Source organism: Mesorhizobium sp. M0060, assembly GCF_040323155.1.
In the GTDB taxonomy this organism is placed as follows: domain Bacteria; phylum Pseudomonadota; class Alphaproteobacteria; order Rhizobiales; family Rhizobiaceae; genus Mesorhizobium.
The window spans coordinates 93527-120166 of record NZ_JAMYUP010000015.1; the positions used below are offsets into that span (position 1 = coordinate 93527).

The window sequence follows — 26640 nt, forward strand, 5'->3', positions numbered from 1 at the left end:
AATCTCCGCTAATCTTACAGTGTAAGGCCATACTTGGGAGGAAGACATGCAGCCCGCCGCCCTGTCAGAGTTGCCGCCCTTAATCCCGCCGGAGCCACACTCGCCCGCCATCGGAATCAACGAGATATCCCGCGATCTCAGCCGCGCCATCGAAAGCGCCGAGGTCGATGCCTGGCTCGATCTTTATCGTGCCGCCCCGGCAGACTTTGCCGAAAGGCAAGGCCTGGCGATCGCCGAAGATGGCGATCTCGTCTGGACCACCTGCACGAAGATCCCGTTCATCCATTTCAACTGTGTCAAGAATTTCGGTGTCGATAGCGCTGCTACCGAGAGCCGGCTCGACGCGCTTCTGGCGCATTATCGCGACGCCGGCATTCTGCGGCCCTGGTTCTACACCAACCCACACACCGAGCCCGCGACGCTCAGCTGCTGGCTCGAGGCGCGCGGCCTGCAGCGTCAGGGCGGCTGGGAGCGCATCTTTCGCGACGGCACGCCATTGCCCGCTGAGCCGCTTTTCCCGACGGAGGATGTCTCGGTCGAGCGGGTGACGCCGGCAACGGCAAGGGAATGGGCTGGGTTCATCGACAGCCAATATCGGTTGCCGACCTCACCGTGGTTGCTGGCGCTGGCCGGTCGACGCGGCTGGCATCATTACATGCTGCGGCGGGAAGGCGCGGTGGCAGCGGTGCGCTCGATGTTCATCGGCGCCGACGGCATGGCCTGGAGCGGCATCGACGCGCCGGTGCCCGGCATCATGGCGCCGAGCTTCGACCTCGATGCAATGCTCGGCGAAGCGATGGTGCGCGACGGACTTGCGGCCGGTGCAAAACTGTTCGTGGCCGATATCGAGGCGCCGCGAGCCGAACGCGACGGGCCAGCCTATCGCAACTATGCACGCCTCGGCTTCAAGCTTGCCTATTTCCGCAGCCATTACAGCTATTTGCCGGCAAATTCCGGCTGACCGCTTGAAGACCCTAGCTGCACAGCCACAGCTTGTGGCAGGTCGTGGCCATCATGTGGGCCGGCGGTACAAAGCGATCGTTGACCGGCGCATCATCGTCTACCCGGCGGACCTTTTCTTCGAGCAGCGTGCGAAGTTCCGCCGGTTGCACGCGGTCGCGCTCCATCACCAGCTTGACCATCGGATCGCTCAAGAGTTCATCCAGGGTGTTGATGCTATCGTTCATCCGTCGCCTCCTCGACTGCCCGCCCGCCCGCCATAGATAGGCAGCAATGATGGCCCGCCAATGACGCTTTGCCGGCTATCTCGTGTCGCTCCGGATTAAATTTTGGACAGATTTCGCCTCATGCCGGCGGCGGCGCGCCTTCATATTGCGGCAGGCCGTCGTCGATCTGCACCCAGGGCTGCTTCGAGGCGGTCCAGATATGCATTTCAGGCCTGAACACCGAGGGATCGTCGAGCGAGCCGGTGGTGACGCCGATGATGCCGGCGGAATCGCGCCGGGAAAACATCGTCGTGCCGCAGCGCGGGCAAAAGCCGCGCTTGAGATCGGGCGAGGAATTCACCGTCGCCAGCGGTCCGTCGACCGTCACATCATCGATGCGGAACAGCACGCGCGCGTTGAAGGCGGCACCCAGCGCCTTCTGACACAGCCGGCAATGGCAGATGCGCTCATTGATCGGTGCCGCCTCGGCGCGGTAGCGCACCGCCCCGCACAAACACCCGCCCTGATACCCAACCATCGCCCGAGTCCCTTCCCTGTGAGAATGGGTGGCATACCTATCGATAGGCGTGGCAGCGTCAATTGAAAAGCTTTGATGGTGCCATCTATAGCTCTGATCCGGCCGACATGCGATTGGCCCGATGCGTCGGCCAAGGCCTCATAGATGAAAACCGGCCATCTCGCAGGAGACGGCCGGCAGACAATTGACTGGGCGTCAGTTCGTTTCGTTGACAACCTCGTCCCAGGTCTTGACCTTGGTCTCGCCATTGAGGAACGGCAGCGCGGCGGCTGTCAGTTCCGGCGCGAAGAACACATCGTAGTGGGTGCGGTTGGACAGGATCGCCAGGCGGTTCTGCGACAGGTTCTCGCGCATCCAGCCGGCGTCCTTCAATCCGCCGCCGAGCAGCTGGTAGAACTTGATCTCGTGCTCGGGCCGGTACATGTCGCCGTCAGCGAAAACCAGCATCACCGGCATTTTCAGCTTCTGCACGTCGGCGGAATAGTCGTAGTCCTTGCGCATATGGGCGCCGAGCTGGTCGAGCAGTTTCGGAAAATCCTCCGGATGCGGCGCAACCGCGACGTAGGATTTGTACATCGGCGTGTCCTTCATCATGTCGGCCATCGCCGCGCCGACCTGTGCCTGCTGGCCACGCATCTCGGCATAGAAGCCGTCCGCGGCGTAGCCGGTCGAGACCAGCACCAGGCAGCGCACCGTTTGGGGATGCTGGACGGCCATGCGGAAGGCGACGCCGCCACCCAGCGAATAGCCCATGACGTCGACCTTGTGGTAGCCGAGCGCCTTGACGATCGCCGCCACGTCGTCGCCCATCGCCTCCAGGCTGAGCGGCCGGTCGCCGAGTGCGGTGCGGCCATGGCCCTGCAGGTCAATGCCGATAACGGTGCGGTTTTCGGCAAGTTTTGGCAGGATCGGCGCGAACATGTCGGTCGTGCCGAGGCCGCCATGCAGTAGAAGCAGCGGCTCGCCCTTGCCGTAGACGGCGTAATAATAGTTCAGACCGTTGATCGGCAGCAGGCCGGATTTTTCCGGCTTCGGCAATGTTGCGGTTGCGGTCGTCATGGCGGGCTTGGCCTCCTCTGCGTTGATGGTGCCCGGCGCGGCAAACAGCGCGGCGGCCGAGGCGAAAATGGCGAAAAACATCGATCTGGACATATCAATCTCCCTCTCCCGTTTGCATCAAAGTCGCTTGGCGACCTCCTCAAGCTGTTCGGCGCACTGGCCCCAGCCCTCGTGAAAACCCATTTTCTCGTGCTGTTCGCGGTCGGCGACCGACCAATGCGCAACCCGGGCGATATAGCGGGTCTTGCCCTCGCCCACGTCCTCGAGTGTCACAACGCCAGTCATGAACGGTTTTGCGGAAGGCTCCCACGCCTTGGTATAGGCATCGGTGAAGACGAGCTTCCTGCCCGGCACGACTTCGAGGAAGACGCCAGGGTTCGCAAATTCGTTGCCGTCGGGACTGGCCATGACGACCAGGCTGGTGCCGCCGGCGCGAACGTCCATCTCTGCGCGTGGCGTCGTCCACGGCTTCGGCGCGAACCATTGCGTCAAGAGCTTGGGCTCGGTCCAGCAGCGATAGACGTTCTCGCGCGGCGCATCGATGATGCGGGCGAGTACCAGTTCGCGGTCGGAGTCGGGGGCGATATCGAGCTTGGTGGTCATGGTGTTTCCTCACATGTCGGTTTTGGCTTTCGTGTCTAGGACGAACCGACAAGACGCAAGCCGACACGGTCCGCGAAAAAATCCGCGGGACCGGCGATTCGAACGACCAAACTGGGAGCCTAGTGACGCTTGGCTTGCACCAGATAGGCATCGATCTCGGTCTCCCCGAGCCACTTTGCCGCTTCCAGCCGATGCAGCCCCTCGACGAGGATATGGCGCTTGCCGTCATGGCGCACCTGGATCGGCGTCTTCATGCCGTTTTCCAGAATGTCCTCGGCCAGATGGCGGACGGTCTCGGGATGCAGCGTCTTCTTGCGCGCGGTCGGCACGTAAATGTCGTTGATCTTGACCTTTTGCACTCGCAGCATGTCGGCTCCCGTGGCGGATAAGGCCGCCCTTTGTGAGATAGTCGGTTTGGCCGGCAAGGCCAAGGGAGCAGCCCGGCAATGGCTGGCCCGATCGTTTCCAATTGACGCTTGGCCGGCGGATGGCCGAAATGGGGCCTTCGACCTTACAGGCGTTCATGACCCATCTGCCGACCGAGTTTCCCGATTTCGGACTGACGCCGGAGCAGCGACGGCAGGCGGTGCGCAGCCATTACTGGGAATGGCCGGGCATGGATGGCGAGCGCGGCGAGATCTGGTGCTACAGCGACCGTTTTTCCTATCGTCCCGGCGAGACGGTGGCGCTGCATGTGAGTTCGACGGCCGCCAGCTTCGGCATCGTGGTCGTCCGTGACGGCGGCGCGGAAACGACAATGTTCGAAAGGACCGGGATCGCGGCGCGCTGGCAGGAGACGCCAGATCAATGTTCGGTCGAAGGCTGCGGCTGGGAAGCGTCGTTCGAATTCCGCGTCGGCGACGATTGGCCGTCCGGGGCCTATCGCGTCACGCTTGAAGCGGATGGCCGGGACGGCAAGCCGATCCTCTGCCAGCATCTTTTCATTGTCGCGCCGCAACCCGGCAAAAAACCCGGCCGCGTGCTGCAGGTTGCGGCCACCGGCACCTGGCTCGCCTACAACACATGGGGCGGTTCCAACCATTACGAAGGCATCACCGGGCCAGGCCGCGACCAGTATGCCCGGATGGTGTCGACGCAGCGGCCGTGGTGCCGCGGCTTCGTCGTGCTGCCCAAGGACGCGCCGCGCGTGCCGCTCGAAGTCGCCGTGCCGCCGAAAACCGTGCCGCGCTATCCGCATATGGAATGGGCCTTCGCCACCGGCCATTCGAAGAAATACGCTTCGTCCGGCTGGGCAAGCTATGACAGTCATTTCTTCCGCTTCGCCGAGCGCGCCGGCTACGCCGTCGATCTCGTCAGCCAGCACGATCTGCATTTTTCGCCCGACATTCTCGACGGCTACGACTGCGTCGTGTTCGTCGGCCACGACGAATACTGGACCTGGGAGATGCGCGATGCGGTCGACGCCTATGTCGAGCGCGGCGGCCATGCGGCCCGCTTTGCCGGCAATTTCATGTGGCAGACGCGGCTGGAGGACGAAGGCCGCCGGCAGGTCTGCTACAAATACCGCGCCCGCGCCGAAGACCCGGCCTATCGCGGCGGCGATGTGAGGCGCGCCACCAATTCCTGGGAAGCGCCGGAAATCGGCCGGCCGGGTGCGGCGACCTTCGGGCTTAACGCGACAAAGGGCGTCTATGCCGGCTGGGGCGGCTGCGCGCCGCGCGGCGCGCGCGGCTTTCCGGTCTACCGGCCGGAGCACTGGGCCTTCGCCGGCACCGGCATCTACTATGGCGACCTGCTTGGCGCCGACAGCCACGTCTATGGCTATGAGGTCGACGGGCTCGATTTCGAGATCCGCGGCGGCCTGCCCTATCCCACGCCCGACAGCGGCGCACCGGAAGGCCTGCAGGTGCTCGCGGTCGGCATGGCGAGCCAGGTCGAGGAAAGCGCCGACATTCCATTCGCAGACCAGTTCCTCGGCGACGAGGACGGACGCTTCACCGCCGAAACGCTGTTCGGCGAGGCGAGCGACGCCAATCTCGACAAGATCAAACGCGGCAACGGCATGATCGTCAATTTCCAGCGCGGCAGAGGCGAGGTGTTTCACGCCGGAAGCTGCGAATGGGTTGCCGGCCTGCTAAGGCAGGACGCGATGGTCGAGCGCGTCACCAGAAATGTCCTCGACCGCTATCTTGGAAAGCCATGACATGTTGAAGTCCCCTGTCCCGGAAGCCCGCGAAGCCTCGCATCTGTTTTATCTGTCCAGCCTGCGCCGGCCGCTGATCGATCGCGCCGAAGGCATCTACATGTGGACGCAGGACGGCCGCCGTTTCATCGACGGATCGAGCGGGCCGATGGTCGCCAATATCGGCCATTCCAACCGCAACGTGCTCGATGCCATGAAGCGGCAGATGGACCGCGCCACCTTCGCCTACCGCCTGCATTTCGAAAACGAACCGGCCGAGGAGCTCGCGCGGCAATTGGCCGCCAAGCTCCCAGAAGGCATGGACCGCATCTTCTTCGTCTCGGGCGGCTCGGAAGCGACGGAATCCTGCATCAAACTGGCGCGGCAATGGGCAGTTGCCACCGGCCAGGCCAGCCGCTGGAAGGTGATCACGCGCTTTCCTTCCTATCATGGCGGCACGCTTGGTGCGCTCGCCGTCACCGGCGACGATGCCCTGGCTGAAACCTTTGCGCCGATGATGCAGGTCATGCCGACCGTGCCGGCGCCTGCCGCCTGGCGCGACCGCGACAATCTTTCGATGGAACAGCGCGGCATCCGCTACGCCGACATGCTGGAGGAACAGATCCTCGCCGAGGGGCCGCAAAGCGTGCTCGCCTTCATCATGGAACCGGTCGGCGGCGCTGCCACGGCAGCACTGGTGGCGCCGGACAGCTATTATCCGCGCATCCGCGAAATCTGCGACCGCTACGGCATCCTGCTCATCCATGACGAAGTGATGAGCGGTGTCGGCCGCACCGGAAAATTCCTCGGCGGCGACCATTGGAACTGCAAACCAGACATCGTCGCGCTGTCGAAGGGGCTGGGCTCGGGCTACGCGCCGCTTGGCGCGCTGGCGGCGCCGATGCGGCTGGTGCAGCCGCTGCTCACATCCGGCGGCTTCCAGCACGGCCACACCTATGCCGGAAACCCGCTGGCCTGCGCCGCCGGCCTTGCGGTGCTCGGCGAGATGGACCGTCTCGGCCTGATCGCCAATGCGGCTGACATGGGCGACCTTTTGATGGACGAGCTGAAGGGATTGGCGAAGCGGTTTCCATTCATCGCCGACGTGCGCGGCAAGGGCCTGCTCACCGGTGCCGAGATGGTTGCCGATCCCGACACACTGCGGCCGATCGAACCGGCAAAGAAAGCCACCCAGCGCCTGCTCGACCTCGCCTATGAGCGCGGCCTGATCATCTATGGACGCAAGGTCAAGGGCGGCGTCGACGGCGACAATTTCATGGTGGCGCCGCCGATGATCGTCACCGCCGAGCAGATCGGCGAGATCGTATCCATCATCGGCGACTCGCTCGAGGTGCTGGCCGGCGAGCTCGACCTGCCGGTCGAAGGCTGAGAGGCGAGCCATGGCGCCGCGAAAAGTCATCATCACCTGCGCCGTCACCGGGTCGGTGCACACGCCATCGATGTCGCCGCATCTGCCGGTGACACCGGACCAGATCGCCTCAGAGGCGATCGCCGCCGCCGAAGCCGGCGCTTCGATCCTGCATCTTCACGCTCGCGATCCCAAGGATGGGCGGCCGACCGCCGACCCTGATGTGTTCATGCAGTTCCTGCCGCGCATCAAGCAGGCGACCGACGCGGTGATCAACATCACCACCGGCGGCTCGTCGCTGATGACGCTCGACCAGCGGTTGGCCGCCCCGCTCAGGGCCGAGCCGGAAATGTGCTCGCTCAACATGGGCTCGATGAATTTCGCGCTGTTCCCGATGCTCGACCGTCCGCGGGAGTGGCAGCACGAATGGGAGCCGAAACTGCTCGAGGCCACCCGCGACACGATCTTCAAGAACACCTTTGCCGACATGGAGACGGTGCTCGACAGACTGGGCAAGGGTTGCGGTACGCGCTTCGAATTCGAATGCTACGATGTCGGCCATCTCTACTCGCTGGCGCATTTCCGGGACCGCGGGCTGGTATCGGGACCATTGTTCATCCAGTTCGTGTTCGGCATCCTCGGTGGCATCGGCGCCGATCCCGAAAACCTGATCCATATGAAGCGCATCGCCGACAAACTGTTCGGCGACAGCTACCAATTTTCGGTGCTGGCCGCCGGACGCCACCAGATGCCGATGATCTCGATTGCGGCGGCGATGGGCGGCAATGTCCGCGTCGGGCTGGAGGACAGCCTCTACGACGGGCGCCAACTGGCCAAGTCCAATGCCGACCAGGTCCGCCGTATCCGCAGCGTGCTCGACGGGCTGTCGCTGGAGGTCGCCACGCCCGCCGAGGCGCGGCAGATGCTGGCGCTCAAGGGTGGTGACCGGGTGGCGTTCTGAGATGCGGCCGTGACAATGACCAATCCACCGTCAAAAGACATTGTCATCCGGCCCGGCACCGTCGAGGACGTCGAGACCATCCACGCCGCACTCCTGCGGCTCGGCACCCACATCGGCGCGCATCAGGAGATCACCACGACGGTAGAAGACCTCCGCACCTATGGCTTTGGCGAGAAGCCTGCCTTCTCGACCCTGATCGCCGAAGTCGGTGGCGAGTTTGCCGGGCTCTGCCTCTATTTTCCGATCTTCTCGACGTGGATGGGACGGCCCGGCGTCTATGTGCAGGATCTCTATGTCGAGGACCGGTTTCGCGGCCGCAGGATCGGCGAGCGCCTGCTGCGCCGGGTCGCGGCCCAATGCCGGAAGGCCGGCGGCGTCTATCTCAGGCTCTCCGTCGACACCGACAACGAGACCGCCAAGGCTTTTTACGAACGGTTGGGCATTGCCTGGTCGAGCTACGAGCAGGTGCAGAAGATCGTCGGCGATGCCTTTTTCGCCTTCGCTGATGCACCGGAGGAGCCAACATGAAAGCCTTCTATGCCGAAGAACAGAAGCGCCACGACCCGAAGGCGTTCCTCTCCAGCGGCGCGCCGCAGCCCAACCCGGAAAAGCCGGAACGGGTCGAGCGATTGTTAGCCGGCGCAAAGGCTGCCGGCTGCACGATCGAACGGCCGCGGGATCATGGGCTCGGGCCGATTGCCGCGGTGCATACGCCGGAATATCTCGATTTCCTCCAGCATGTCTTCGCCCGCTGGCAGCGCATCGAGGGCGCCTCGGCCGAGGTCATCCCCAACATCCATCCGATCGCGCGGAACGGCTCCTATCCGGCCTCGGCCGTCGGCCAAGCCGGCTACCACATGGCCGACACCGCCTGCCCGATCTCAGGCGAGACGTGGGAGAGCGCGCTGTGGAGCGCCTGGAGCGCGATTGAAGCGGCCGAGGCGGTGATGTCGGGCGCGCCGGCCGCCTATGCGCTGTGCCGTCCGCCCGGCCATCATGCCTTTGCCGATGTCGCCGGCGGCTTCTGCTTCATCAATAATTCGGCGGTCGCCGCACAGGCTCTGCGCAAGCAGGCGGCGCGGGTGGCGATCCTCGATGTCGACCTGCACCACGGCAACGGCACGCAAGGCATCTTCTATGCCCGCCCGGACGTGCTCACCGTGTCGCTGCATGCCGACCCGGTGCGCTTCTATCCGTTCTTCTGGGGCCATGCCGACGAGCGCGGCGAAGGCGCCGGCCTCGGCTACAATCTCAACCTGCCGCTGGCGCGCAAATCCGGCGATGCCGCGTTCCTCGAAGCACTGACGGCGGCGTTCCAGCGCATCAACGCCTTCTCGCCAGATGCGCTTGTGGTGGCACTGGGGCTCGACGCCTTCGAGGGCGATCCGTTCGGTGGGTTGTCGGTGACCACGCCCGGTTTCTCGCGCATCGGCGAGGCCATCACCGGGCTCAGCCTGCCGACGGTCATCGTCCAGGAAGGCGGCTATCTCTGCGACGAGCTCGGCGACAATCTAACCGCCTTCCTCACCGGTTTTGGCAGCGCCCACAAGCGATGATCCGCCCCGCGAGGCTGCGTCAGGATCGTTCCTGCCTCAGCATGGCGATGACGCGATGCACGCTCGCCAGCGTCTCGTCGATCTCGGCTGAAGTGTTGTAATGAGCGATGCCGATGCGCACCACACCCTGCTCGGCCGGAATGCCGAGCTGGCGCACGATCTCCCAGGCGTAGTTGTGGCCGGACCAGAGGAAGATGTTTTCGGCATTCATCTGCCGCACGATCGTCTCAGGCACGATGCCCTCGACAGTGAACGACACCGTCGGCACGCGCTCATTGATCCGCTTCGGATCGATGATGCCGTGGATGGTCAGGCCCGCAATATCCGACAAGCCATCGATCAGCTGTAGCGCCAGCGGGTTTTCGTAAGCAATCGACACTTCGAATGCCTTGGTGATTTTCTGGCGGCGCGACGCTTGCGCGCCGGCTGCCGCGCCCAGCTCGGCAAAATAATCGACCGCGGCCGACAGGCCGGCCATCAGTTCGATCTGCGGCGTGCCGAGCTCCAAGCGCTCCGGCAGGGCACTGGACGAGCAGCGGCATTTGTACGGCTTCAGTGCATCGATGACGTCCAGCCTGCCCCATAATATCCCCATGTGCGGGCCGAAGAATTTATACGCCGAGCAGATCAGGAAATCGCAGCCGAGGCTTTGGACGTCGATCAGCCCATGCGGGGCAAACTGCACGGCATCGACATAGACCAGCGCACCGGCCTGTCTGGCGATGCGGGTCAACGACTTAACCCGGTTGATCGAGCCGGTGAGATTGCTGGCATAGTTGAGCGCGACGAGCCTCGTCCTCTCGGAAAGCAGCGCAGCAAGCGCTGCCTCCTCGACCTGCCAGCTCTGCTGGCCGAAGGGCAGCCAGCGCACGACGAGGCCAAGGTCTTCTGCCAGTTGCAGCCAGGGCGAGACGTTGCCCTCATGATCCATGCGGGTGAGGACGATCTCGTCGCCGGGCTTCATCGTGCGGCCGAGCGTTCGCGACATGTGGTAGGTCAGCGTCGTCATGTTGGCACCGATGACGATTTCCTGCGGACTTGCAGCACCCAGGAAATCGGCCATCGCCAGATGAGCCTCGTCGACGATTTCTTGTGCCGCAACGGTGGTCTCGAAGAAGCCGCCGAGATTGGCATTGGTGGCCAGCAAACAACCCGACACCGCGTCCGCCACCGCCTGCGGCACCTGCGTGCCGGCAGGATTGTCGAGATAGATGCGCCGGCGGCCCTTGTCGGTCAGCGACAATGCCGGAAACTTTTCGCGCACCGCGTCGATCCAAAAATCCATGGCCGTTCCCCTCCCCTTATAATGATCGGACAACCACGCCCCTCAAGGACACGGATTGCCGACGCGCTGGTGGATGGCATCGACCGCCTTCTGCATGTCCTCGGTCCAGACCACGGCGGCGGAAGAGAGCGCCATTTCGAGTTGCGGAATGGTAGTTGCTCCGATGATGTTCGAGGTGACGAAGGGCCGGCTCGAGACATAGGCGTTGGCAAACAGCGCCGGCTCCATGCCGAAAGCGCGCGCCAGCCGGTTGTATTCGAGCTGCACTTCCGCGGCGTTGGGCGTTTCATAACGCTGACCGCGGTTGAAGAGCTGCGAGCGCGAGCCCTGCGGCCGCGCGCTATGGTCATATTTGCCGGTCAGGTAGCCTTGCGCCAGCGGCGAATAGGCAAGCAGCGACACCTGCTCGCGCTCGCAGACTTCAGCGAGGTTCACCTCGAAGGTGCGGTTGACGAAATTATAGGCGTTCTGCAGCGAGGCGACGCGCGGGCCGACGCCCTTGTCGGTTTCGGCGATGAAACGCATGACGCCCCAGGAATTCTCATTCGACAGGCCGAAGTGGCGGATCTTGCCGGCCTTCACCAACTCGTCGAACACGCGAAGCGTCTCGGCGATTGGCGTCTCGCCGGCCGGCGCGCCGGCGGCATCGGCGCGTCGCGGCACGGCGCCGATACGATTTGGATTGGCACCCCATGGCACGTCGCGTTCCGGCCAATGGATCTGATAGAGATCGATGTAATCGGTGTTGAGCCTGGCCAGCGACTTTTCGACTGCGTCGAAGATGTCGGCGCGCACCAGCTTCGAGGGGCGGTCGCCGCGAAACCACGTATTGGCGGTGCGGCCGACCACTTTCGACGCGAGGATCACCTGACCGCGGTTGCGATTCGCCTTCATCCAGCTGCCGATGATTGTCTCGGTGCGGCCTTGGGTCTCCGCCTTGGGTGGGATCGGATAGAGCTCGGCGGTGTCGATGAAATTGACACCGCGCGCAAACGCCAGGTCCATCTGGGCATGACCGTCCGCCTCGGTGTTCTGCTGGCCCCAGGTCATCGAGCCGAGGCAGATCTGCGACACGAAAAGACCGGTCTGGCCGAGACGGCGTTTGTGCATGAAGTTTCTCCGGCGGGAATTTTTGCGCGGCTGCGCGAGGAGGAAGCAATAGCATACAGGAAAGCGTCGGCCGCTTCCAAGCCCGCCGGCGGCAGGCCAGGCGAGTTTCCGGGACGCCGGCGAACGGGGTTTATCCCTACGGCTAACAAAAAAGCCGGACTGCATTTTCATGCAGTCCGGAATTTCGCCAGGAATGGCGAGGAAAAACCGGCCAAGTGCCGGCACTGACGCATACGGTCGAAGCGCCGCAGAAGTTTCGCCGGAACAGCCGATTTATGTCAAAAAGATTGGGGCAGCATGGCTGCCATGCATATGCTGCACTGCACAAATTGTCGTGATCTGCCTATATTGGACGTCGTGGAGGTTCAATAAGGGCTTGAATCATGGGGTTCTTCACTGAAATGTTCGCCCGTCCGCGTCCTCGGGAACAGTTGCGCTATCGCGCGGCGCTGGCACTGCTCCATTCGATGAGCAATGCCGATCGCGCCAATATCGGCGTCAAGCCGGCCGATTTCCCGCGCATCGCCCGGGAAATGTCCCTGCGCTAGAGGCTGTTCCATCCCGTTAGAGTCGGGATGGGCTCTATCTTCCTGTTTGACCATGATCTTTTCCGAAAACCGGTTTCCACTTTTCGGGATCATGGTCCCGGTGCGGCCGGGATATCTCCTGAGCGAATCTCAACGCAATCCGAGGAAAATCGACTTGCCCAGCGGCACGCCGTTGTGGCGCAGGATGTCGTAGGCAGTGGTCAGGTGGAAATAGAAATTGGGCATGGCAGCGTGCAACAGATATTGCATCCCCGGCATCGAAACCTCGCGTCCCGCAAGCCTTAGTTCGACCATCCTGTCATCCGAGCCGTCGAACTCGGCCGCCGAAAATGTCGCGAGATGAGCCATCGTCTTGGCGATGCGCGCCTGCAGATCGGCGAAGCTTCCCTCATTGTCCTCATATTTGGGCACCTCGCGCCCGGCAAGCCGCGACGGTGCCCCCTTGGCGTGATCGGTGGCGATCTGCACCTGCCTGGTCAGCGCGAACATGTCGGGCGCCAGCCTCGACGTCAAAAACACCTGCGGGTCGATCTTGCGCTCAACCGCATTCTGCTCGGCAATGTCCAGCACGTTGGACAGCGCCTTCAGCCTGGCCGAAAACACCGGCACAGAAACCTCATACATTGATATGCTCACTGGGTCCTCCACGCGGCCCGACTGCCGACGGCGAGAGGTAGCGCTTTCGCAGGCGATTGTTCAAGCGTCACCACGTCGCCGCAATCGATATGGTAGGATTTTTCATCGAGTGGAGGTTCCCGATGAGACGCGCCCGTTTCGCAGCGACCGCTTTTCTTTCCATTGCCGTTACCTGCCAATCGGTGCTCGCCGCCGAGGCGCCCTATATCGACGACAGGTCGGATGCCGAAGCAGTCATCCGCTCGCTCTACAGCGCCATCAGCCGGCACGAATTCGCGCGCGCCTGGGACTATTTCGGCGACACCAAGCCGGCTAAGGATTTCAATAGCTTCGTCAAAGGCTATGACGGCACCGACACGGTCGAAGTCAAAACCGGTGGTGTGTCTGAAGACGGTGCCGCCGGCAGCATTTACTACAGCGTTCCCGTCGCCATCCGGGCGACGGCCAAGGACGGCAGCGAAAATGTCTTTGCCGGCTGCTATACGCTGCGCCAGATCAACGCCTCGATCCAGGAACCGCCATTTCGCCCGATCTTCATCGACAAGGGTGCACTGAAACCGTCAAAGGCCGATTTCGACGAGGCCGTGCCGGCAAGCTGTGGCGACGGACCGCCGCCGCCGAAGAAGGACGCAGCCCTTGAGCAGGCCAAGAAGGCCTTCGCAGCGACCTATGGCGAGCAATGCGACAAAGACATGCCCGGCGGCGATCCGCCTGGAGAGCCGGACGCCTACTCGCTCCGCTACAAGGATGCGGGTGCCGCCGATGACGAGCCCGAACGCGAGACGCGGCTGTTCCGCTTTTTCTGTTCGATGGCTGCGTACAATGAGAGCGCCGTCTACTACATTTACGACGACGTATCGGGCGTCCGGCAACTTCAATTCGCGTCACCGGAACTCGATATTCGTTATGAGAACAACAACAGCGAAGGCAAGGTCGAGGGCATCAACATCATCGGCTTCCAGACCGACGATCAGTTGGTCAACTCCGAATATGACGAGGCCACCAAAACGATTTCATCTTCGAACAAATGGCGCGGCGTTGGCGACGCCTCGTCGGCCGGCACCTACCTGTTTCGCCACGGCAATTTCTCGCTGGTGCAGTACGAGGTCGACGCGTCTTATGACGGCGAGATCAACCCGCAGACCGTGCTCGACTACAATACCGCACCTTAGGGAGTCTTCGACAGCATCCAATTGAGCGTGCCGCGCCAGTCGGTCATTCGGATCGGCGTGCCATGCGTACCAGTCTCGAAGCGGACGAAGCGGGTCGGGTAGGTTTTCGATTTGGCCAGAATCGATCGGAAGAAGGCTTCCTGTTTCTCGATTGGAAACACCGGATCCTTGCTGCCCTGGCCGAAGAAGACCGGCACACGGCGCTTGAATGCGGAGCTTGCGAAGAAACTCTCGTCCCATAATGAGCCGAGCAGCAGCAGACCGTCGATGCGCACGCCGGTGTCCTCGCGGGCGGCCAGCTTCCAGCACAACGCGCCGCCCATAGAGCCGCAGGTGACGAAGATTTTTGCGCGCGGCGACTGTTCGGCATAGTGGCCGATCAATGCGGCGATCTGGGCGGCACCGGTGTCGCCGAAATCGGAAAAGTCCGGCGACAGATAGAGGCCGCCATTACCGGCCATCAGGTTCTTGATGCGGTTGAAATTGCCGCCGAAAGTGAAATCGTCAGCACCCTGCTTACGGCTACCGCCCTGCCCGTGCAGATAGAGCACGATGATGCTGGCGCCCTCGGCCTTGCCGACGGCGATGTGGCGGACGTCACCGGCATCGGTCTTCAGCAACAAATCCTGCTGCACCTTGCGCACACCGGTATCGGTGTATTGCGCATGCACCCGGCGCTCAGGCACTTCGTCGCGGGCGTTGATATCGCGCAGCTCACGATAATCGATGACCGTATAGGCGCCGTTGCTCTCGGACGAAAGTGTGGCCGGATAGGCGAACAGATCGTCCTTGAAAGGTTTGAGTTCGAGAGCGCTGGCGTAAGCGGCAAAGGAGAACGAGAAGAATATCGAGATCAGAAGGGCTGGCAGGCCAGAGGAGGGTAACCGGACAGCGAAGCGGAAACGAAAAGCCATGCCCAAAGGCATGCGTTTTTCGGCTTCGGTTTGTCAATCCTGCAGCACGCCGCCAGCACTTTCCAGCGCCTCGCGCGTGTCGACATCGACGGCTGCCCCTTCGCCGATCTCGACATCGATGACGTCGAGCCCTTCGGCCTCGACCAGATGGCGGGCACCGGTATCGCCTTCGAGGTGAGCGATCGCGGCGAACAGCGAGCGCGGCAGCAGCACCGGGTTGCCGCGCCGTCCATCATGGGAGGCGCGCACCACCGATCGCCCTTCGGATTTGCGGAACGCCTCGATCAGCCTGTCGAGGTCGGCCGAGGCGACGCCGGGCATGTCGCCGAGGACGATCATGACGCCAGCGGCGTCGCCGGCAACCTTGGCAATGCCTGCCTTCAGCGACGAAGACAGCCCCTCGGCGAAATCCGGATTGTCGGAGAAGGTCACATCGAGGCCCGCCAATGCACTGCGCACGCGCTCGCGCTGGTGGCCGGTGACGACTATGGTGCCCGCTGCTTTCGAACCGACCGCGCGTTCGGCGGTGCGGCGGACCAAGGGCTTGCCGTCGAATAGGGCCAAGAGCTTGTTCGGCCCGCCCATTCGGCTGGAGCGGCCGGCGGCCAAAAGCACGATCTCGACCTTGGGTTCGGCTTTGGCCGGCAGCGGCTCGCGCGGCTGCGGCCGCGTCGGTATTTCCATCAGCAGCCCGCCGACGCCCATGCCGGCAATATCTCTCGCGGTCACGTCGAGGCCTGCGATCAGCCGGTCGAGCACCCAGTCGAAGCCGTTCTCCTTGGGGCTGCGGGCGCAGCCCGGTGCACCGATGATGCGCTTGCCGTCTAGCGTGCCGAGCACCAGCAGATTGCCGGGATCGACCGGCATGCCGGCGCGGATGACGGTGCCGCCTGCCCTTTCGATGGCGGCGGGCACGACGTCGCCGAAATCGGCCATCGCCGAGGCGCCGAAGATCACCACCATGTCGGTATCGCGGATCAGCGAGGCGGCAGCTTCTGCCACGGGTGCGACTTCATGCGGCGTGCGGCGCTCGGTCGTCAGCCTGCCGCCCGAACGCGCCAGGCGCGCTTCGGTGACGCGCAGCGTCTTGTCGAGCACGCTCGGCTTGATACCGGGCAGCACCGTCTGGATGACGCCGACCCGCACCGGCTGATAGGCGTTGACGGCAAAGATCTCGCCGCCGGCGCAGATCCTTGCCACGGCTTCGACCAAAGCCGAGGCGACCGCAAACGGAATGATCTTCACCGTCGCAACCATCTGACCTTTTTCGACCGGCGCATGCTGCGCCAGCGTGGCGATGGTAATGGTCGGATCGACGGCATTGATGGCGTCGATCATCGCCGCGTCGACGGTGAATATGCCGGACGCCTTGGCGTGGAGGTTGACTCGCCCGGTCGCGGCGGGCTTCGCCTCCACGTTGCGATGGATCATGCTTTTTGCGATTTCTTCGGCGGCGGAGTCCTCGCTGAGATCATCGGGCGCCAACACGGCCGCGACGACTTCCGAAACACCGACCGCCTTCAACGACGACACGTCGTCGGCGCTAAGCCTGTGCGCCTTGCGGAAGCGGCGATCTCCGGCCGCAGTCGCGTGCGCCAGCACTGCCCCTTCGGCCGCATCGATCGGAATGGGGCCAAATTTCACGCGACCGCGCCCGCAGAGCGCCGCGCGTCCCTTTGGACGCGCAAAGGACGCTCTGCTCTTTTGAATCTACGCATCGTGCTTTTCCAAAATCGGTTCCGATCTTTGGGCCGATGCGGAGGCTTCCAGGCCGCGAGAGCGAAAAGCGTGAATTGCTTGCGCCAGCACCGCGACGGCGATCTCGGCGGGGCTGGCAGCCCCAATGTCGAGGCCGATCGGGGCGTGGATGCGGGCGATCTGGTCGGCTGTGGCGCCCAAGGCCAGCAGGCGTTCGACGCGTTTCGCATGGGTCTTGCGGCTGCCGAGCGCGCCGACGTAGAAGCAGCCGGCGTCGAGCGCCGCCTTCAGCGCAAAATCGTCGATCTTCGGATCGTGGGTGAGAGCAGCCAGCGCAGTATAGCTATCGAGCGGCTGGCGCTTCAGGACATCCTCCGGCCATTCGGCATGCAGCGCGATGTCGGGAAAGCGGTCGGACGTGGCAAACGCCGTGCGCGGGTCGATGATCTCTACGGGATAACCGGCGATCCTGGCCATCGGCGCCAGCGCCTGGCTGATATGGACGGCGCCGATCACCACCAGGCGAGGCTGCGGTAGATGTGCGTTGAGGAAGAAGGTCCGTCCCTCAGCTTCGACCGTACCGGAATTGCCGGCGCGGAATGTCTTGGCGATGGCTGCCCCGAGTTCGCCGGCGACCTGGTCGCCCTCGCGCACGACACGGTCGCGGCCGTCGCCGAGATCGGTAACCAGGATTGCCGCGCGGCGGGCGCGGCGTTCGGCGTTCAGTGTTTTTAAGGTGTACGGATCCATCAAGATATCTCTTTTTTGAGCATGATCTTGTCCCAAAACCGGCCGCCACTTTTCGGGATCATGCTCTAACCCAGCCGCTCGACATAGACCTTGATGCGGCCACCGCATGACAAGCCGACCTGCCAGGCGGTCTCGTCGGCGACACCGAATTCCAGCATTTTCGCCTTGCCCTTGTCGATGACATCGATCGCTTCGGTGACGACCGCGCCTTCGACGCAGCCACCAGAGACAGAGCCGTGGAAACTGCCTTCGGCGTCGATGACCAGATGGCTGCCGACCGGCCGTGGCGCAGAACCCCAGGTTTCGACGACCGTAGCGATGGCGACATCCTTGCCGTCCTTCATCCAGCCCTCCGCGATGATCAGCGGGTCGCGGGCCTCATCGAGATAGATACTGTGTTCCATGATTTTTCTCCGTGGGAGACATGTGGTTATGCGACGCGCTTCGCACCAGCCTCGATCCACCTGCGCGGGTCGACCGAACGCACCGAATTCTTATCCAGCGACGCACAGAGATCGGCGAGCGCATCTAGATTGTGCACCGAGCGGAACTCGTCGACATGCGGCAGCATCGCCTTGACGCCGCGGGCGCGGGCCTCGAAGCCGTCGAAGCGCAGCAGCGGGTTAAGCCAGATCAGCCGCCGGCAGGATTTATGCAGCCGCTCCATCTCTTCCGACAGGCCGGCGACATCGTCGCGCTCCAGCCCATCGGTGATCAACAGCACCACCGCGCCCTGCCCCAGCACGCGGCGCGACCACAGCCGGTTGAATTCGGCCAGCGCGTCGCCGATGCGCGTGCCGCCCGACCAGTCCCTCACCGCGGCAGAACAGTCGGCGAGTGCGGCATCGGGATCGCGATGGCGCATCTGCCGCGTCAGATTGGTGAGTCTGGTGCCGAAGACGAAGGCGTGCACGCGCCGGCGCTTTTCCGTCAGCGCATGCAGGAAATGCAGGAAGATGCGCGTATACTGGCTCATCGAACCGGAAATGTCGGCAAGCACCACCAGCGGCGGATGGACTTCGCGGGGCGAGCGGAATTTCGGCAGGATCAGCTCGCCGCCGGTGCGCGCGGCCGAGCGCATCATGGCGCGCGGATCGATACGGCGGCCATGCGCATCGGCTTTGAAACGCCGCGTCCGAACCATGTCGAAGGGAAGCCGCAACTGGGCGATCGCTTTCTTGGCGTCGGCCATTTCGGCGGCGTTCATCTGGGCAAAATCCTTGCCTCTCAGCACCTCGTTGCCGGAGAAGGTGAAGCGCGCGTCGATCTCGATCTCGGGGACTTCCTGCACCGGCTGGTTCTTCTGGTGGCCCTCGAACATCGCCTGGCTGACGCGGTTCTCGGCGGCGCGCGGCTTCTGTTTCTCACGCTTGTCGGGAGCGATCGGCGAAAACATCGCCAGCATCTTTTCGATTAACTCGTGCGACTTCCAGAACAGCCGGAAGGTCTCGTCGAAGGTGGCGTGATCTTCGTGCCTCGAGACCAGCACGGCGTGCAGCGTCCAGTAGAAATCGTCGCGCGAGCCGATCCCGGCAGCGAGCACCGCCTCGATGGCATCCTTGACCGAGGCCGGTCCGACCCGCATCCCGGCCTTGCGCAAGGTGCGGGAGAAATAGACGATGTTGTCGGCGATGCGCCCGTCCGCCGTTGCCTCTTTGGGTTCCGCACGCGGCATCGCCCTACTCCGCCGCCGATAGCTCGGCCTTGACCTCGTTGAGGATGCGCCGGCCTTCGCCCTCACCGATGCGGGCAATATCGTCCTGGTATTTCAGCAGCACGCCAATCGTGTCGGAAACCGTCTCAGGGTCCAACGCCACCTTGTCGAGTTCGGTCAGCGCGCCGGCCCAATCGATGGTCTCGGCGACACCTGGTACCTTGAACAGCTCGATCTGGCGCAGCTTCTGGATGAATGAAACGATCTCGGCCGAAAGCCGGCTGTTGGCCTGCGGCACCTTTCGCCGCACGATCTCAAGCTCGCGCTCGGCATTGGGATAATCGACCCAGTGATAAAGGCAGCGCCGCTTCAGCGCGTCGTGTATCTCGCGCGTGCGGTTGGTGGTGATGATGACGATCGGCGGCTCCTCCGCCTTGATCGTGCCGAGCTCCGGCACCGTCACCTGGAAGTCGGAGAGGATTTCGAGCAGGAACGCCTCGAAGGCCTCGTCGGTGCGGTCGAGTTCGTCGATCAGGAACACCGGGGCGGCACCCGCCTTGCCGGTCAGCGCGTCGAGCACCGGGCGGCGGATCAGGTACTTTTCGGAAAAGACGTTGCGCTCCATGTCGGAGCGGTCGACCTTGCCGGCCGCCTCCTCCATGCGGATCTCGATCATCTGCGCGGCGTAGTTCCACTCGTAGACGGCAGACGAGACATCGAGGCCTTCATAGCATTGCAGGCGGATCAGCCGACGGCCGAGCGCCTTGGCCAGCACCTTGGCGATCTCGGTCTTGCCGACGCCGGCCTCGCCCTCGAGGAAAAGCGGCCGCCTCATGCGCAGCGATAGAAAAAGTACGGTCGCCAGTGACCGGTCCGCCACATAATCCGCGCCGGTCAGGAGCTCGAGCGTCTCGTCGATGGTCCGCGGCGCGGGGCGCGGTTTCAGCTCGGTCATTCGATCTCCGTGGGCGCGGCCATCAAAGCCTCTACAGAGCGTGGTAGCTGCGGTCGTGATAGATCAACGGCCGCAAATTATCGCCGATGCGCAGGCCTGTCACCTTGCCAAAAAGCACACGGTGGGTGGCCAGATCCTTGGTGTCGATCAGTTCGCAGTCGAAGACCGCCAGCGCGCCCTTCAGCGTCGGCGCGCCGGTCGAGATGACGTCCCATTCGGCCAACGCGAAACGCTCCTTGACTGGCAGGCCGGTAATGCCGGAAAAGCCAATCGACAGCGGCTCCTGATCCGAAGCCAGCGTGTTGAGGGCAAATTTGCCGTTCTTCACAAACGGCTCGTTCTTGGGATTTTCTCGATTGAGGCAGACCAGGATGGTCGGCGGCGCGTCCGACACAGAGCAGGCCGCAATCACGGTCGCACCGCGCCTGCCGGCGGGGCCATCGGTGGTGACCACATGCACGTGGCCGGCAAAATGGGCCATCGCATCGCGATAGGCCTGCGGCCCTATGTCGTTCTTCTTCAGCACCGATGATTTTCCATAAGCCAGAACCAGCCGTTATATATGACGGCATATTGCATGCCACAAGCGAAGTGCTTGACCTATATCCCGAATTCGCGTGTTGCGCCGAAGCTGGCCAGCCTTTAGGTCTTGACGGCATTGGCGCCGGCAAACACGCGACCGGCGCGGAGGAATTCTTCGCTCGCATGCGACCTTGGACAACGACAATAGTGGTGCTGGCCTGGTTCCTCCTCGCCGGCAATGCGAGTGCTGGGACGCTGCGGGTCGGCGTCGCGGGACCTTTGTCGGGGCCGTCGGCGATCCTCGGCAAACAGATCGAAGCAGGCGCGAGAATGGCGGCTGAAGTCCGCGGTACCGAGATCAGGACGATCGATGACGCCTGCACCGCCGCCGGCGGCGCTGCCGCCGCGAGGGAATTCGCCGCGGCCAAGGTCAATGTCGTCGTCGGTTTTCTATGCACGGACGCAATCGAGGCTGCACTGCCGATCCTCAAGGATGCCGACATCCCGGTGATCACCGTCGGCGTGCGCACGGAAAGCCTGACCGACCGGCGCGCCAAGACGGGATGGCCGATCTATCGTCTCGGGCTGCGCGGCGACGACGAGCGCAATGCCGTCGCCGCCATCCTCACCCGCCTATGGCAGAACGAGCTGTTCGCCATCGTCGACGATGGCACGATCTATGGCCGCGAAATGGCCGAGACGTTTCGGGCAGCGGCCGAGCAGGCGGCGCTGAATCCGGTGTTCGTCGACACCTTCCGGCCGCAGCTCGACAACCAGATCGGTCTGATCGGCCGGCTGAAGAAAGCCGGCGCGACGCGCGTCTTTGCCGGCGGCGACGGCGACGACGTCGCGATCATGGGCCGGGACGCCGGCCAGCTCGACGCCGGCATGGTGTTTGCCGGCGGCGAAGCGTTGCGCGCGCCGCTCGGCGACGTGCCCTATGCTGTTGGCACGCTGATGATCGCGCCGCCCGAATGGGCCGACGTCGCCGACCCCAAGGTGCTGCAAAGCTTTGCGGCACAAAACATCGTGCCGGAAGGCTACACGCTGCCCGCCTATGCCGCGGTCGAGATCGCCAAGGCGGCTTCGGCACTGGCGCAAAGCTCCGGCGAGAAGCTCACCAACGCGCTCACCGGGCATGATTTCACCACCGCGATCGGACCGATCCGTTTTGACGAAAAAGGCGACCTGACGCAAAATCCTTATCGCGCCTTCCGCTTCGATGGCGCCCGTTTCGTGCCGGCGGAGAGCCAATGATGTTCCGTACCGGTCCGCGCAATCTCATCACCGACGTCGCCGGCCTGCTGGTCGGCAATGCCGCCAATGCCAAGCTGAAATCCGGTGTGACTACCGTCATCTGCGATGAGCCGACCGTGGCCGGCGTGCAGATCCTGGGCGGTGCGCCAGGCACCCGCGAAACCGACCTGCTCGAGCCGCACAATTCGATCCAGGCCATCCATGCCGTGGTGCTTTCGGGCGGTTCGGCCTTTGGCCTCGACGCCGCCTCTGGCGTGCAGGCGGCATTGCGCGAAAGAGGCATTGGCGTGGAGGTGGGCGGCTTTCGCGTGCCGATCGTGCCGGCGGCAATCCTGTTCGACCTGCGCAATGGCGGCGATAAGGATTGGGGCCGGTATCCACCCTACCGTGACCTCGGCTACCAAGCCGCCCAAGCCGCCGCGATCGACTTTGCGCTCGGCAGCGCCGGCGCGGGTACCGGCGCGTTGAGCTCCGGCCTGAAGGGCGGGCTCGGCTCGGCATCGACGGTACTGGACAGCGGCGTCACCATCGGCGCGCTTGCCGCGGTCAACCCGACCGGCTCGGTGACGGTCGCCCGGACCCGCCATTTCTGGGCGGCACCGTTCGAGATCGGCGACGAGTTCGGCGGGTTAGGCTATCCCCACCCGATGCCTGACGATGCCAGAAATATCCTGCTGAAATTCCGCGACAAACATATCGGAGAGCGGACGGAAGTCGGCGGCAACACCACTATCGCCGTGATCGCCACCGATGCCGTCCTTACCAAGGCCGCCGCCAAACGCCTGGCGATATCAGCGCATGACGGCTTCGTGCGCGCCATTTGGCCGACGCACACGCCCGCCGACGGCGATCTGGTCTTCGCGCTGGCAACGGGCAAGAGCGGCATTGAGCTCGCGCCCAACGATGCCATCGATCTCTACGCCGCGGCCGGCGCCACCATGGCGCGCGCCATCAGCCGCGGCGTCTTTGCCGCGACGCCTGCCGAGGGCGATCTGTTCCCGGTCTGGTCGTCGCGCTGAACGCGCCGACGCTATGGTCGGGCGACCGCGATCAGGTGAGGTCGGATTTTTCTTCCTCGAACGTGACCGCAACATCCGAGTTTGCCGACAGCCGCACCTTCTGACCCTCGACCTCGGCAACGAGGCTGAGAGGAATGAAGTGGTGATGGCCTTTGTGAACGCCCTCGCCGCTGTCGCGCTTGGTCAGCTTGATTCTTTGTCCATCCACCTTGTCGACGGTGCCGACATGGACGCCGTCGGCGCCGATCACTTCCATATGTTCGCGAATCTTGGCTGCATCGGTCATGGGGGTCTCCATTGTCATGGGGGTCTCCATTAGAGCGCCGCGCGTCCCTTTGGACGCGCAAAGGACGCTCTAAACACTTTAAATCAGCGCATCGTACTTTCGGAAAATCGATTCCGATTTTCGGGCCGATGCGGTGAAGCTGCCGACAATAACAAACGGCGGCCGGATTGGATGCATCGACTTTGTGTTTCAGGCAGCACGATCTTTTGACGGCATCGTGATAGGGAATTTAACGACGTCGACTGCCTGAACGGAAAGCCCCATGCGAAATCTTGCCCTGTTTGCCGTCTGCCTGCTTGCCCAGCTTGCAACTTTGGTCGCCGCCCACGCAGGCGATGTCGCCGAGCTTGAGATCCTCGGCTTCAGCCGTGACGGCGGGGTCTTCGCCTTCGAAGAATATGGCGTCCAGGACGGATCGGGATTCCCGTATGCCAACCGCTACTACATCGACACCGCCGACGACAGTTTTCTGAAGGGCTCGCCGATCCGGATTCGGCACGAAGACGAGAATGCCACGCCGGAGGCAGCGCGGCTGCAGGCCCGGCAAAGGGGCGAAGCGATCGTCAGCCAGGCGGAACTCACGGCAAATCGCGGCATCACCGCCGGCTTCAACCCGGTGACCGAGCTTTCTGCCGATCCCTTCCGCATGGTAGTCAACCCGCGCCCGATCTTTTCGCCCGTCGACGATCCGCTCGAGTTCCGGCTCGACCAGATCGGCATGAACGACACCGAACGTTGCCAGAGCCAGGGCGAGATCAACGGCTTTCGCCTGCTGCGCATCGAGGCAAAGGACGGCGGCCAGACAAAGATTATCCACGAGGACAAATCCGTACCGCAAAGCCGCGGTTGTCCGAATGGCTACCGGATCGGCGCGGTTCAGACATTTTCGCTGGATAGCCTCAGCACCTATGCCGTGCTGATCGCGGTGCGCCAATACGACTTCGAAGGGCCGGACTATCGCTGGATCGCTGTGACCGGCCGCCTGTGACGCCTCCCGCCATGCGCTACCGCGCCCTGCATCGTCTCCGCCGCGCTCTGCCGCCGCTGTGCACCGCATTTGTCGGTGCCTTGCTGTGGGCCATGGCGATGGGCGTCAGCGCACTGCTCAATCTAATGCAGTACGATTGGGAGACCCCGGTAAAGATCCGCTACGTCTCATTGATTTATGCTGCCGGCGGTGCGCTGGCCTTCCCGGTTGGGCTTTTCCTGGCGCGGCTGGTCTCGCTCGGACGCCACTGGGAGATCGCCCTCGCCGCCGCCTTCGTCTGCCTTCTCGCCGCGACTAGCGCCTTCACCGGCGGCCTTTTTGGGCTGCAATACCGCTCCTACTATGTCCAATGGCATGCGCCCGCGCTCACCATCACCTGGGCTTTGCAGTTCGTGTTCACGATGTTGACGGCGCTCTACCAGTTCGTCGTCCTCGGCATCCGGTTGTATTTTCCGCTCGGTTTCATTGCGCTCGCAGTCGCCAGCGTCTGGTTTGCGCGGCAGCAGCGTTGAGCATTTTGCCTGCCTCTGTTAGGACGCGGGCAAACGCTCTCGCAAGTCAGGACCGACTGATGATCCCTCGCTACTCCCGGCCGGAAATGGTGGCCATCTGGTCGCCCGAAACCCGGTTCCGCATCTGGTTCGAAATCGAGGCCTATGCTTGCGACGCACTGGCCGAACTCGGCGTCATTCCGAAGGAGGCCGCCAAGACCATCTGGGAAAAAGGCGGGGCGGCGAAGTTCGACGTCGAAGCGATCGACGAGATCGAGCGCGTCACCAAGCACGACGTCATCGCCTTCCTCACCCATCTTGCCGAATTCGTCGGACCGGATGCCCGTTTCATCCATCAGGGCATGACATCCTCCGACGTTCTCGACACCTGCTTTGCCGTGCAGCTCACCCGGGCCAGCGACATCCTCCTGGCCGACATTGACGGGCTGCTTGCGGCGCTCAAGCGCCGCGCCTTCGAGCACAAGGATACTATCACCATCGGCCGCAGCCACGGTATTCATGCCGAGCCGACCACCTTCGGGGTCAAGCTGGCGCAGGCCTATGCCGAATTCTCGCGCTGCCGCGAGCGGCTGGTGCACGCGCGTGAGGATATAGCGACTTGCGCCATCTCGGGTGCGGTCGGCACCTTCGCCAATATCGATCCCTATGTCGAAGAATACGTGGCCAGGAAACTCGCGCTGAGGCCGGAGCCGGTGTCGACGCAGGTGATCCCGCGCGACCGCCATGCGATGTTCTTCGCCACGCTCGGCGTCATCGCTTCGTCGATCGAGCGGCTGGCGATCGAGGTGCGCCATCTGCAGCGCACCGAGGTGCTGGAGGCGGAAGAGTATTTTTCGCCCGGCCAGAAGGGCTCGTCGGCGATGCCGCACAAGCGCAACCCGGTGCTGACCGAGAACCTCACCGGCCTCGCCCGCATGGTGCGCTCCTTCGCATTGCCGGCAATGGAGAATGTGGCGCTGTGGCACGAGCGCGACATCTCACATTCGTCGGTCGAGCGCATGATCGGGCCAGACGCGACGGTGACGCTCGATTTCGCGCTGTCGCGACTGACCAGCGTCGTCGACAAATTGCTGGTCTACCCCGACAACATGCTGAAGAACATGAACAAGTTCCGCGGCCTAGTGCATTCGCAACGCGTGCTGCTGGCGCTAACGCAAGCCGGTGTTTCACGCGAGGACGCCTACCGGCTGGTACAGCGAAACGCCATGAAGGTGTGGGAGCAAGGCGCTGATTTCCTTGAGGAACTGCTGGCCGACAAGGACGTTGCCGCAGCCCTGCCCGAGGCCGAGATCCGCGAGAAATTCGACCTCGGCTATCATACCAAGCATGTCGACACGATCTTCAGCCGAGTGTTCGGAGAAGCCTGATGATTTCGGCGGCCGGAGATTTCGATTTCCTTGCCCTGCCCGGGCGCGGCAATTCCGGGCCGGATCACTGGATGTCGCATTGGTGCCGGGTGTTCCCCAATTCAAGCCGCGTGCTGCAGGCCGAGTGGGACCGGCCGAAGCCTGAAGACTGGATCGGCCAGGTGGATGCCGCGGTGGCTGCAGCACCACGCCGCGTCGTGCTGCTTGCGCACTCGCTGGCCGTGGCGACGGCAGTGAAGTGGGCTGCCGACGCCAGCCAAAGCCAACTCAATAAGGTTGCGGCGGCATTCCTGGTTGCCGCGACCAATGTCGAGGATAGCGATCCGTCATTCGACCTGGTGCGCCCGTTCGCGCCGATGCCGCTGAAGCGCCTGCCCTTCCCGACTTTGGTGGTGGCGAGCCGCAGCGACCCACGCGTCACTTTCGACAAGGCGACCGCCTTCGCCGCAGCCTGGGGCGCGGAACTCGCCGATGCCGGCGATCTCGGCCATATGGGAAACGAGACCCGCCTCGGCGTGTGGCCGGCGGGCCTGCTCATGCTCGGACGCTTGCTCGAGAACGCGAACCTCTAG

Annotated in this window: 30 protein-coding genes; 14 read left to right on the forward strand and 16 right to left on the reverse strand. The window is 63.5% G+C overall.

Annotation, left to right across the window (positions count from 1 at the left end):
* Positions 1 to 46: 46 nt before the first annotated feature.
* Positions 47 to 961 carry a hypothetical protein gene (locus NKJ94_RS16885; RefSeq protein WP_352526582.1) on the forward strand — a complete coding sequence of 305 codons (915 nt, stop codon included), beginning with the start codon at positions 47 to 49 and terminating at the stop codon, positions 959 to 961.
* 13 nt (positions 962 to 974) lie between these two features.
* Here NKJ94_RS16885 and NKJ94_RS16890 read toward each other — a convergent pair whose 3' ends face one another.
* The 5 genes from NKJ94_RS16890 to NKJ94_RS16910 form a co-directional block, all read right to left on the reverse strand.
* Positions 975 to 1187, reverse strand: coding sequence for a hypothetical protein (locus NKJ94_RS16890; protein WP_352526584.1), 213 nt, complete (start codon positions 1185 to 1187; stop codon positions 975 to 977).
* A 118-nt stretch (positions 1188 to 1305) separates the two neighbouring features.
* Positions 1306 to 1704, reverse strand: coding sequence for a GFA family protein (locus tag NKJ94_RS16895; RefSeq protein ID WP_352526586.1), 399 nt, complete (start codon positions 1702 to 1704; stop codon positions 1306 to 1308).
* A gap of 195 nt (positions 1705 to 1899) precedes the next feature.
* A complete protein-coding gene (locus tag NKJ94_RS16900; RefSeq protein WP_352526587.1) occupies positions 1900 to 2856 on the reverse strand; it encodes an alpha/beta fold hydrolase in 957 nt (318 codons plus the stop codon).
* Positions 2857 to 2880: 24 nt separating this feature from the next.
* Positions 2881 to 3366 (reverse strand): SRPBCC family protein, encoded by a 486-nt coding sequence (locus NKJ94_RS16905; protein ID WP_352526589.1) that lies wholly within the window; start codon positions 3364 to 3366, stop codon positions 2881 to 2883.
* Positions 3367 to 3485: 119 nt separating this feature from the next.
* Positions 3486 to 3734, reverse strand: a complete 249-nt coding sequence (locus NKJ94_RS16910; protein ID WP_352526591.1) for a ParB N-terminal domain-containing protein — start codon at positions 3732 to 3734, stop codon at positions 3486 to 3488.
* A 155-nt stretch (positions 3735 to 3889) separates the two neighbouring features.
* Between NKJ94_RS16910 and NKJ94_RS16915 the strand changes: the two genes are divergently transcribed.
* From NKJ94_RS16915 to NKJ94_RS16935, 5 genes are read left to right on the forward strand one after another with little or no spacing between them, the layout of a single operon-like run.
* On the forward strand, positions 3890 to 5530 hold the full coding sequence (locus NKJ94_RS16915) for a N,N-dimethylformamidase beta subunit family domain-containing protein (protein ID WP_352526664.1): 1641 nt from the start codon (positions 3890 to 3892) through the stop codon (positions 5528 to 5530).
* A 1-nt stretch (position 5531) separates the two neighbouring features.
* Complete coding sequence (locus NKJ94_RS16920; RefSeq protein WP_352526592.1) at positions 5532 to 6899, forward strand: aminotransferase family protein; 1368 nt, start codon at positions 5532 to 5534, stop codon at positions 6897 to 6899.
* 10 nt (positions 6900 to 6909) lie between these two features.
* Positions 6910 to 7839: a 3,5-dioxohexanoate:acetyl-CoA acetone transferase gene (gene kce / locus NKJ94_RS16925; protein WP_352526594.1), complete on the forward strand. Its 930-nt coding sequence runs from the start codon at positions 6910 to 6912 to the stop codon at positions 7837 to 7839.
* Between the two features lie 15 nt (positions 7840 to 7854).
* On the forward strand, positions 7855 to 8367 hold the full coding sequence (locus NKJ94_RS16930; protein ID WP_352526596.1) for a GNAT family N-acetyltransferase: 513 nt from the start codon (positions 7855 to 7857) through the stop codon (positions 8365 to 8367).
* Complete coding sequence (locus NKJ94_RS16935; protein ID WP_352526598.1) at positions 8364 to 9395, forward strand: histone deacetylase family protein; 1032 nt, start codon at positions 8364 to 8366, stop codon at positions 9393 to 9395. The genes NKJ94_RS16930 and NKJ94_RS16935 overlap by 4 nt, the downstream gene beginning before the upstream one ends.
* A gap of 19 nt (positions 9396 to 9414) precedes the next feature.
* On the opposite strand, the gene NKJ94_RS16940 is transcribed toward NKJ94_RS16935, so the two are convergent.
* Both NKJ94_RS16940 and NKJ94_RS16945 read right to left on the reverse strand, forming a co-directional pair.
* Entirely contained in the window at positions 9415 to 10680 is a 1266-nt protein-coding gene (locus NKJ94_RS16940; RefSeq protein ID WP_352526599.1) for a cysteine desulfurase-like protein, read from the reverse strand.
* Positions 10681 to 10722: 42 nt separating this feature from the next.
* Entirely contained in the window at positions 10723 to 11790 is a 1068-nt protein-coding gene (locus NKJ94_RS16945; protein WP_352526600.1) for an aldo/keto reductase, read from the reverse strand.
* Positions 11791 to 12173: 383 nt separating this feature from the next.
* Here NKJ94_RS16945 and NKJ94_RS16950 point away from each other — a divergent pair, with 383 nt between their 5' ends.
* Complete coding sequence (locus NKJ94_RS16950) at positions 12174 to 12338, forward strand: hypothetical protein (protein ID WP_352526601.1); 165 nt, start codon at positions 12174 to 12176, stop codon at positions 12336 to 12338.
* A 129-nt stretch (positions 12339 to 12467) separates the two neighbouring features.
* Here NKJ94_RS16950 and NKJ94_RS16955 read toward each other — a convergent pair whose 3' ends face one another.
* The gene (locus NKJ94_RS16955; RefSeq protein ID WP_352526602.1) at positions 12468 to 12974 is read right to left on the reverse strand and encodes a DUF1993 domain-containing protein; all 507 of its coding nucleotides are present in this window, start codon (positions 12972 to 12974) and stop codon (positions 12468 to 12470) included.
* A 122-nt stretch (positions 12975 to 13096) separates the two neighbouring features.
* Between NKJ94_RS16955 and NKJ94_RS16960 the strand changes: the two genes are divergently transcribed.
* A complete protein-coding gene (locus NKJ94_RS16960; RefSeq protein ID WP_352526603.1) occupies positions 13097 to 14146 on the forward strand; it encodes a DUF1176 domain-containing protein in 1050 nt (349 codons plus the stop codon).
* Here the strand turns inward: NKJ94_RS16960 and NKJ94_RS16965 are convergent.
* The 7 genes from NKJ94_RS16965 to NKJ94_RS16995 form a co-directional block, all read right to left on the reverse strand.
* Positions 14143 to 15060: an alpha/beta hydrolase family protein gene (locus NKJ94_RS16965; protein WP_352526604.1), complete on the reverse strand. Its 918-nt coding sequence runs from the start codon at positions 15058 to 15060 to the stop codon at positions 14143 to 14145. The genes NKJ94_RS16960 and NKJ94_RS16965 overlap by 4 nt on opposite strands.
* Positions 15061 to 15093: 33 nt before the next feature.
* Complete coding sequence (locus NKJ94_RS16970) at positions 15094 to 16704, reverse strand: NTP transferase domain-containing protein (protein WP_352526605.1); 1611 nt, start codon at positions 16702 to 16704, stop codon at positions 15094 to 15096.
* 66 nt (positions 16705 to 16770) lie between these two features.
* Positions 16771 to 17508, reverse strand: coding sequence for an XdhC family protein (locus tag NKJ94_RS16975; RefSeq protein WP_352526607.1), 738 nt, complete (start codon positions 17506 to 17508; stop codon positions 16771 to 16773).
* A 65-nt stretch (positions 17509 to 17573) separates the two neighbouring features.
* Positions 17574 to 17912, reverse strand: a complete 339-nt coding sequence (locus NKJ94_RS16980) for an XdhC family protein (RefSeq protein ID WP_352526608.1) — start codon at positions 17910 to 17912, stop codon at positions 17574 to 17576.
* Between the two features lie 26 nt (positions 17913 to 17938).
* Complete coding sequence (locus NKJ94_RS16985; protein WP_352526610.1) at positions 17939 to 19183, reverse strand: vWA domain-containing protein; 1245 nt, start codon at positions 19181 to 19183, stop codon at positions 17939 to 17941.
* A gap of 4 nt (positions 19184 to 19187) precedes the next feature.
* Positions 19188 to 20117, reverse strand: coding sequence for an AAA family ATPase (locus tag NKJ94_RS16990; RefSeq protein ID WP_352526612.1), 930 nt, complete (start codon positions 20115 to 20117; stop codon positions 19188 to 19190).
* Between the two features lie 31 nt (positions 20118 to 20148).
* Positions 20149 to 20643, reverse strand: a complete 495-nt coding sequence (locus tag NKJ94_RS16995) for a flavin reductase (RefSeq protein ID WP_352526614.1) — start codon at positions 20641 to 20643, stop codon at positions 20149 to 20151.
* Positions 20644 to 20822: 179 nt separating this feature from the next.
* Between NKJ94_RS16995 and NKJ94_RS17000 the strand changes: the two genes are divergently transcribed.
* Together NKJ94_RS17000 and NKJ94_RS17005 are read left to right on the forward strand one after the other, a co-directional pair.
* A complete protein-coding gene (locus NKJ94_RS17000) occupies positions 20823 to 21896 on the forward strand; it encodes a branched-chain amino acid ABC transporter substrate-binding protein (protein WP_352526616.1) in 1074 nt (357 codons plus the stop codon).
* Entirely contained in the window at positions 21896 to 22915 is a 1020-nt protein-coding gene (locus tag NKJ94_RS17005; protein ID WP_352526666.1) for a P1 family peptidase, read from the forward strand. Before NKJ94_RS17000 ends, NKJ94_RS17005 begins: the two co-directional genes overlap by 1 nt.
* A 31-nt stretch (positions 22916 to 22946) precedes the next feature.
* Here NKJ94_RS17005 and NKJ94_RS17010 read toward each other — a convergent pair whose 3' ends face one another.
* Complete coding sequence (locus NKJ94_RS17010) at positions 22947 to 23201, reverse strand: DUF2171 domain-containing protein (protein ID WP_352526617.1); 255 nt, start codon at positions 23199 to 23201, stop codon at positions 22947 to 22949.
* A 262-nt stretch (positions 23202 to 23463) separates the two neighbouring features.
* Here NKJ94_RS17010 and NKJ94_RS17015 point away from each other — a divergent pair, with 262 nt between their 5' ends.
* Genes NKJ94_RS17015 through NKJ94_RS17030 form a run of 4 tightly spaced genes read left to right on the forward strand, consistent with a single transcriptional unit; the run spans position 23464 to position 26640 of the window.
* Positions 23464 to 24189 carry a DUF2259 domain-containing protein gene (locus NKJ94_RS17015; protein WP_352526619.1) on the forward strand — a complete coding sequence of 242 codons (726 nt, stop codon included), beginning with the start codon at positions 23464 to 23466 and terminating at the stop codon, positions 24187 to 24189.
* An 11-nt stretch (positions 24190 to 24200) separates the two neighbouring features.
* Complete coding sequence (locus NKJ94_RS17020) at positions 24201 to 24701, forward strand: hypothetical protein (RefSeq protein WP_352526621.1); 501 nt, start codon at positions 24201 to 24203, stop codon at positions 24699 to 24701.
* Between the two features lie 59 nt (positions 24702 to 24760).
* Positions 24761 to 26068, forward strand: a complete 1308-nt coding sequence (gene purB / locus NKJ94_RS17025; RefSeq protein WP_352526622.1) for an adenylosuccinate lyase — start codon at positions 24761 to 24763, stop codon at positions 26066 to 26068.
* Complete coding sequence (locus NKJ94_RS17030; protein WP_352526624.1) at positions 26068 to 26640, forward strand: RBBP9/YdeN family alpha/beta hydrolase; 573 nt, start codon at positions 26068 to 26070, stop codon at positions 26638 to 26640. The genes purB and NKJ94_RS17030 overlap by 1 nt, the downstream gene beginning before the upstream one ends.

Coding starts and splice junctions, on each gene's coding strand:
- NKJ94_RS16885 (WP_352526582.1), top strand. CDS start 47: ATGCAGCCCGCCGCCCTGTCAGAGTTGCCGCCCTTAATCCCGCCGGAG.
- NKJ94_RS16890 (WP_352526584.1), bottom strand. CDS start 1,187: ATGAACGATAGCATCAACACCCTGGATGAACTCTTGAGCGATCCGATG.
- NKJ94_RS16895 (WP_352526586.1), bottom strand. CDS start 1,704: ATGGTTGGGTATCAGGGCGGGTGTTTGTGCGGGGCGGTGCGCTACCGC.
- NKJ94_RS16900 (WP_352526587.1), bottom strand. CDS start 2,856: ATGTCCAGATCGATGTTTTTCGCCATTTTCGCCTCGGCCGCCGCGCTG.
- NKJ94_RS16905 (WP_352526589.1), bottom strand. CDS start 3,366: ATGACCACCAAGCTCGATATCGCCCCCGACTCCGACCGCGAACTGGTA.
- NKJ94_RS16910 (WP_352526591.1), bottom strand. CDS start 3,734: ATGCTGCGAGTGCAAAAGGTCAAGATCAACGACATTTACGTGCCGACC.
- NKJ94_RS16915 (WP_352526664.1), top strand. CDS start 3,890: ATGACCCATCTGCCGACCGAGTTTCCCGATTTCGGACTGACGCCGGAG.
- NKJ94_RS16920 (WP_352526592.1), top strand. CDS start 5,532: ATGTTGAAGTCCCCTGTCCCGGAAGCCCGCGAAGCCTCGCATCTGTTT.
- kce (WP_352526594.1), top strand. CDS start 6,910: ATGGCGCCGCGAAAAGTCATCATCACCTGCGCCGTCACCGGGTCGGTG.
- NKJ94_RS16930 (WP_352526596.1), top strand. CDS start 7,855: ATGACCAATCCACCGTCAAAAGACATTGTCATCCGGCCCGGCACCGTC.
- NKJ94_RS16935 (WP_352526598.1), top strand. CDS start 8,364: ATGAAAGCCTTCTATGCCGAAGAACAGAAGCGCCACGACCCGAAGGCG.
- NKJ94_RS16940 (WP_352526599.1), bottom strand. CDS start 10,680: ATGGATTTTTGGATCGACGCGGTGCGCGAAAAGTTTCCGGCATTGTCG.
- NKJ94_RS16945 (WP_352526600.1), bottom strand. CDS start 11,790: ATGCACAAACGCCGTCTCGGCCAGACCGGTCTTTTCGTGTCGCAGATC.
- NKJ94_RS16950 (WP_352526601.1), top strand. CDS start 12,174: ATGGGGTTCTTCACTGAAATGTTCGCCCGTCCGCGTCCTCGGGAACAG.
- NKJ94_RS16960 (WP_352526603.1), top strand. CDS start 13,097: ATGAGACGCGCCCGTTTCGCAGCGACCGCTTTTCTTTCCATTGCCGTT.
- NKJ94_RS16965 (WP_352526604.1), bottom strand. CDS start 15,060: ATGGCTTTTCGTTTCCGCTTCGCTGTCCGGTTACCCTCCTCTGGCCTG.
- NKJ94_RS16975 (WP_352526607.1), bottom strand. CDS start 17,508: ATGGATCCGTACACCTTAAAAACACTGAACGCCGAACGCCGCGCCCGC.
- NKJ94_RS16980 (WP_352526608.1), bottom strand. CDS start 17,912: ATGGAACACAGTATCTATCTCGATGAGGCCCGCGACCCGCTGATCATC.
- NKJ94_RS16985 (WP_352526610.1), bottom strand. CDS start 19,183: ATGCCGCGTGCGGAACCCAAAGAGGCAACGGCGGACGGGCGCATCGCC.
- NKJ94_RS16990 (WP_352526612.1), bottom strand. CDS start 20,117: ATGACCGAGCTGAAACCGCGCCCCGCGCCGCGGACCATCGACGAGACG.
- NKJ94_RS17000 (WP_352526616.1), top strand. CDS start 20,823: ATGCGACCTTGGACAACGACAATAGTGGTGCTGGCCTGGTTCCTCCTC.
- NKJ94_RS17005 (WP_352526666.1), top strand. CDS start 21,896: ATGTTCCGTACCGGTCCGCGCAATCTCATCACCGACGTCGCCGGCCTG.
- NKJ94_RS17010 (WP_352526617.1), bottom strand. CDS start 23,201: ATGACCGATGCAGCCAAGATTCGCGAACATATGGAAGTGATCGGCGCC.
- NKJ94_RS17015 (WP_352526619.1), top strand. CDS start 23,464: ATGCGAAATCTTGCCCTGTTTGCCGTCTGCCTGCTTGCCCAGCTTGCA.
- NKJ94_RS17020 (WP_352526621.1), top strand. CDS start 24,201: ATGCGCTACCGCGCCCTGCATCGTCTCCGCCGCGCTCTGCCGCCGCTG.
- purB (WP_352526622.1), top strand. CDS start 24,761: ATGATCCCTCGCTACTCCCGGCCGGAAATGGTGGCCATCTGGTCGCCC.
- NKJ94_RS17030 (WP_352526624.1), top strand. CDS start 26,068: ATGATTTCGGCGGCCGGAGATTTCGATTTCCTTGCCCTGCCCGGGCGC.